The sequence below is a fragment of the Terrisporobacter muris genome (assembly GCF_024621905.1).
Classification (GTDB): domain Bacteria; phylum Bacillota; class Clostridia; order Peptostreptococcales; family Peptostreptococcaceae; genus Terrisporobacter; species Terrisporobacter muris.
In genome coordinates, this window is the sequence record NZ_JANKBY010000314.1 from 1 (window position 1) to 4,219 (window position 4,219).

6 protein-coding genes are annotated in these 4,219 nt (G+C 27.7%); 5 read left to right on the top strand and 1 reads right to left on the bottom strand.

Features of this window, described 5'->3' with window-relative positions; genetic code table 11:
* Together NSA58_RS20905 and NSA58_RS16785 are read left to right on the top strand one after the other, a co-directional pair.
* On the top strand, positions 1-89 hold an 89-nt coding region (locus tag NSA58_RS20905), incomplete at its 5' end, for a nitrous oxide-stimulated promoter family protein (RefSeq protein ID WP_257560717.1).
* 202 nt (positions 90-291) lie between these two features.
* Positions 292-1,059, top strand: a complete 768-nt coding sequence (locus tag NSA58_RS16785) for an ATP-binding protein (RefSeq protein WP_039678284.1) — start codon at positions 292-294, stop codon at positions 1,057-1,059.
* Positions 1,060-1,103: 44 nt separating this feature from the next.
* Here the strand turns inward: NSA58_RS16785 and NSA58_RS16790 are convergent, their stop codons facing one another.
* Positions 1,104-1,520, bottom strand: coding sequence for a Fur family transcriptional regulator (locus tag NSA58_RS16790; RefSeq protein WP_039678285.1), 417 nt, complete (start codon positions 1,518-1,520; stop codon positions 1,104-1,106).
* Positions 1,521-1,749: 229 nt separating this feature from the next.
* Between NSA58_RS16790 and NSA58_RS16795 the strand changes: the two genes are divergently transcribed.
* The 3 genes from NSA58_RS16795 to NSA58_RS16805 all read left to right on the top strand — a co-directional run.
* Positions 1,750-2,679 (top strand): metal ABC transporter substrate-binding protein, encoded by a 930-nt coding sequence (locus tag NSA58_RS16795; protein ID WP_039678286.1) that lies wholly within the window; start codon positions 1,750-1,752, stop codon positions 2,677-2,679.
* Positions 2,680-2,704: 25 nt separating this feature from the next.
* Positions 2,705-3,391, top strand: a complete 687-nt coding sequence (locus NSA58_RS16800; protein WP_039678287.1) for a metal ABC transporter ATP-binding protein — start codon at positions 2,705-2,707, stop codon at positions 3,389-3,391.
* A gap of 2 nt (positions 3,392-3,393) precedes the next feature.
* The coding region (locus tag NSA58_RS16805; protein WP_257560716.1) for a metal ABC transporter permease at positions 3,394-4,219 on the top strand (826 nt) is incomplete at its 3' end.

Sequence of the window (4,219 nt, forward strand, 5' to 3'; positions counted from 1 at the left end):
AAGAAAAAGTTAAAGCTGTTATGAAGTTTTCAGGTCCTAGACTTATAATTTACAGCCCAATTCAATTTATAAAACATATATTTGAATAATAAATAGAACCTGCCTTTTTAGGTAGGTTTTTATTTTAAACAATATATATTTATTAAATTATAATGATGGAGATTTTTTATTTATGATAAGGAATTGAATTTTTATATAAAAAATGGTTTAATTTGACCTAAGTTTGGTATAATCTATTATAGATAGTTTACAAATAAATATAAATCTAAAGACATAAGGGGGAAAGTAACTATGTCATACAATATAGCAGTTGCAGGTAAAGGTGGCACAGGAAAAACAAGTTTAACAGGGATACTTATCGATTATCTTACTAAAGAGAAAAAGGGTGAAACTTTAGTAGTAGATGCAGATGCAAACTCTAATATAAATGATGTATTAGGTATGGAGCTAAATGGTACAATAGGAGAGATAAAAGAAAAAGCTAACCTAATGGAGCAAAAAAGAGAACAATATCCAGGTGGAATGACTAAGTCTCAATATTTAGAATATGAATTAAATTCTATTGTAGAAGAAGGAAATGGATATGATTTGCTTGTAATGGGTAGATCAGAGGGGGAAGGTTGCTATTGTTTTGTCAATTCTATATTAAAAAGGCAAATACAATTAATGTCTAATCACTATGATTATGTAGTTATGGATAATGAAGCTGGAATGGAACATTTAAGTAGAAAAACGCTTAGAGAAATAGATGATTTATTATTAATAAGTGACTGTTCAGCTAGAAGTATAGAAGCTGTTGCAAGAATAAGAGATTTAGCTAAAGAAATGGGAATAAGAGTTGGAAGAACATCATTAATAGTAAATAAAGCACCTAATGGTGAGTTAAATGATGGTATAAGAAGAGAAATAGAAAGATTTGATTTAGATTTACTTGGAGTAGTTCCTATGGATGAAATGATATTTGAATATGATTGTAATAGAAAACCATTAGTTGAATTGCCAGAGGATTCTAAAGCTAGAGTAGCAATGAAAGGTATTTTTGAAAAATTAAATGTTTAATATAAAAGAAACAGTATAAATTAAATTTATACTGTTTTTTACTTTTATAGTTTTTTTGCACACTCAGGGCATATTCCTGTAAATTCAAGATTATGACTTGTTATTGTAAAGCCTGTTTCTTCACATAAATCATTTTCGAATTTTTTTAAAGGACAGCAACTTACTAAAATAATCTTATTACATAAAGAACATACTAATTGATGTTTATGTTCTCTATTATTAATTTGGTAATATGTCTTTCCATCATTACTTAGTTGTTTTAATAAGATACCCTTATCAGTCAAAGCATTTAATGCCCTATAAATAGTTGATAGATTTATATTAACTTCCTTGGAAGTTTGTTCTAATATATCTTCAGATGTAAGGGGACTATCTGAGTTGTTAAGTACAGAAAGGATTATCATTCTTTTTTTAGTAGTCTTCAAATTAGCTGCTTTTAAAATATTATCTTCATTATTCATATATTCACATCCTTAAAATATTAAAAATAATATGTTTCTTATACTAAGATAAAGGATAAACTTATTATATGGCTTTGTCAATAAAATATAAATGCATATGATTTGCACTTGACTAATATATATATAAGTAGTATTATTTATTTAGAAAGTGCAAATGAGAGGTATTATCATTTACAACGATAATTAAAATATTTAAATATATAAGAGTATAAGGAGTGAAAAAATTAAAATGAAAAAAATAATATCCTTACTATTAGTAATACCTATGTTGTTTACAATAGGTTGTAGTAAAGAAAACAAAGAAAATGAAAACTCAGAAGGTAAGATAAAAATATATACTAGTATTTATCCATTATACGATTTTGCTAAGAAAGTTGGAGGAGACAAAGTTGATGTAACTAATTTAGTTCCTGCAGGAACAGAACCTCATGAATGGGAAATATCAACGAGTGATATTGTGAATCTAGAAAAGGCAGATATGCTTATATATAATGGAGCTGGTATTGAAAACTGGACGGATAAAGTTATTAGTACATTAGAAAATAAAGATATAGCTTATGTAAAAACTAGTGAAGGATTGGATATACATAAGATAGGTAAAAAAGATAGTCAGGAAGATAATAAACATAGTCACGGAAGTTATGATCCACATACATGGCTTAGTATAAAAAATGCAAAACAAGAAATGGAAAATATAAAAAATGCTTTAGTAAAATATGACCCTGATAATGCAGATTATTATGAAGATAATTATGAGAAATATGCTAAAAAGTTTGATGAATTAGATAAAAAATATTCTAATACATTGGGACCAATTAAAAATAAAACAATAATTGTTGCACATGAAGCCTTTGGATATTTATGTGAAGAATATGACATAAATCAAGAGGGAATAGAAGGATTAACACCTGATAGTGAACCAGATCCAGCTAGAATGAGACAAATAATTAAGTTTGCAAAAAAAAATAATGTGAAAACAATCTTCTTTGAAGAGCTTGTAAGTCCAAAAGTTGCTCAAACTATAGCAAAAGAAATAAATGCAAAAACAGAAGTATTAAATCCTCTAGAAGGTTTAAGCGAAGAACAAATAAATAATGGTGAAGATTACTTTAGTGTAATGGAAAAAAATTTAGAAGTATTATATGAATCAATGAAATAATTCATATTAAGTTTTGGAGGTATATATGAAAAATATAATATCTATTGAAAATGTATCATTTGCTTATAATAAAGAAAATGTATTACAAGATATTATTTTATCCATAGATGAAGGTGATTTTGTTGGTATTATTGGCTGTAATGGTAGTGGGAAAAGTACTCTTATGAAGCTTTTAATAGGCCAACTAAGTCCATCTAAGGGGAAAATAAAATTATTTGATGAAGATTTAGATAAAAGTAGTAAATTAGATAGAATAGGATATGTACCACAGATATCATTATCTAGTGGAGCAAATTTTCCAGCAACAGTAGAAGAAATTGTTATGGCAAACTTGTATTCTAAAATTGGATTTATGAAATTTCCTAAAAAGGAGCACAAAGAAAAAGTAAAAGCAGCTTTAAAGGTTGTAAATATGGAAGATTTTTCGAAAAGATTAATAGGAAATTTATCTGGAGGTCAGCAACAAAGAGTAATGATTGCAAAAGCTTTAGTTAGTGACCCTAAAATAATAATTTTAGATGAGCCAACAACAGGTATAGATGCTGCATCAGAAGAAAAACTATATGCTCTTCTTGAAAAATTAAACAAAGACTCTAAAATTACAATAGTAATTGTTAGTCATGATTTTGCCAAAATATCAAAATATACAAATAAAATATTTGTTGTTGAGAATAATAAAGTATCTTTAATGAATAAGGAGAATGAGGTGTAGACATGATTTTTGAATATGATTTTATGAGAAGGGCTTTTATTGTAGGCATATTGCTTGCAATTATTGTACCTTGCATAGGTATTATAGTAGTACTAAAGAGATTGTCTATGATAGGAGACGCATTATCCCATTCATCTCTTGCAGGTATTGCAGCAGGTTTAGTATTTAATATTAATCCAGTGCTTGGAGCTTTAATTGCATCCTTGGCATCTGCTTTTAGTATAGAATTTATAAGAAAAAAAATACCCAAGTACTCTGAAATGTCCATAGCAATTATTATGTCAGCTGGAGTTGGTTTAGCTGGTGTATTATCTGGGTTTGTAAAAGACTCAGCAGCGTTTAATAGTTTCTTATTTGGGAGTATTGTTGCAATAACAGATTTTGAATTATTTATGGTCATAGGAATAAGTATATTAGTTATAGTTGCATTTATATTACTATATAAAGAATTAATGTACATAGCTTTCGATGAAGAAGGAGCGAGGATTATAGGTATACCAATAAAAACTGTCAATTTTATTTTTACAATATTAACAGCTTTTACAGTATCTATAGCAGCTAGAACAGTGGGAGCCTTAATTGTTTCTTCTATGATGGTTGTACCTGTTGCCTGTGCAATGAAATTTGGTAGAAGTTATAAACATACAGTATTGTTATCAATATTATTTGCTGTAATATTTACAATAATAGGACTTAATTTATCTTATTATACTCATATAATAGGTTGGTCACTAGGGTACGCAGTACAATCACTAACAGGTGGTTATGTAGGTGTAGATGGTTCAACATTCTTTGTTCAATATATAACTGATCCTAAGATGTTGATAT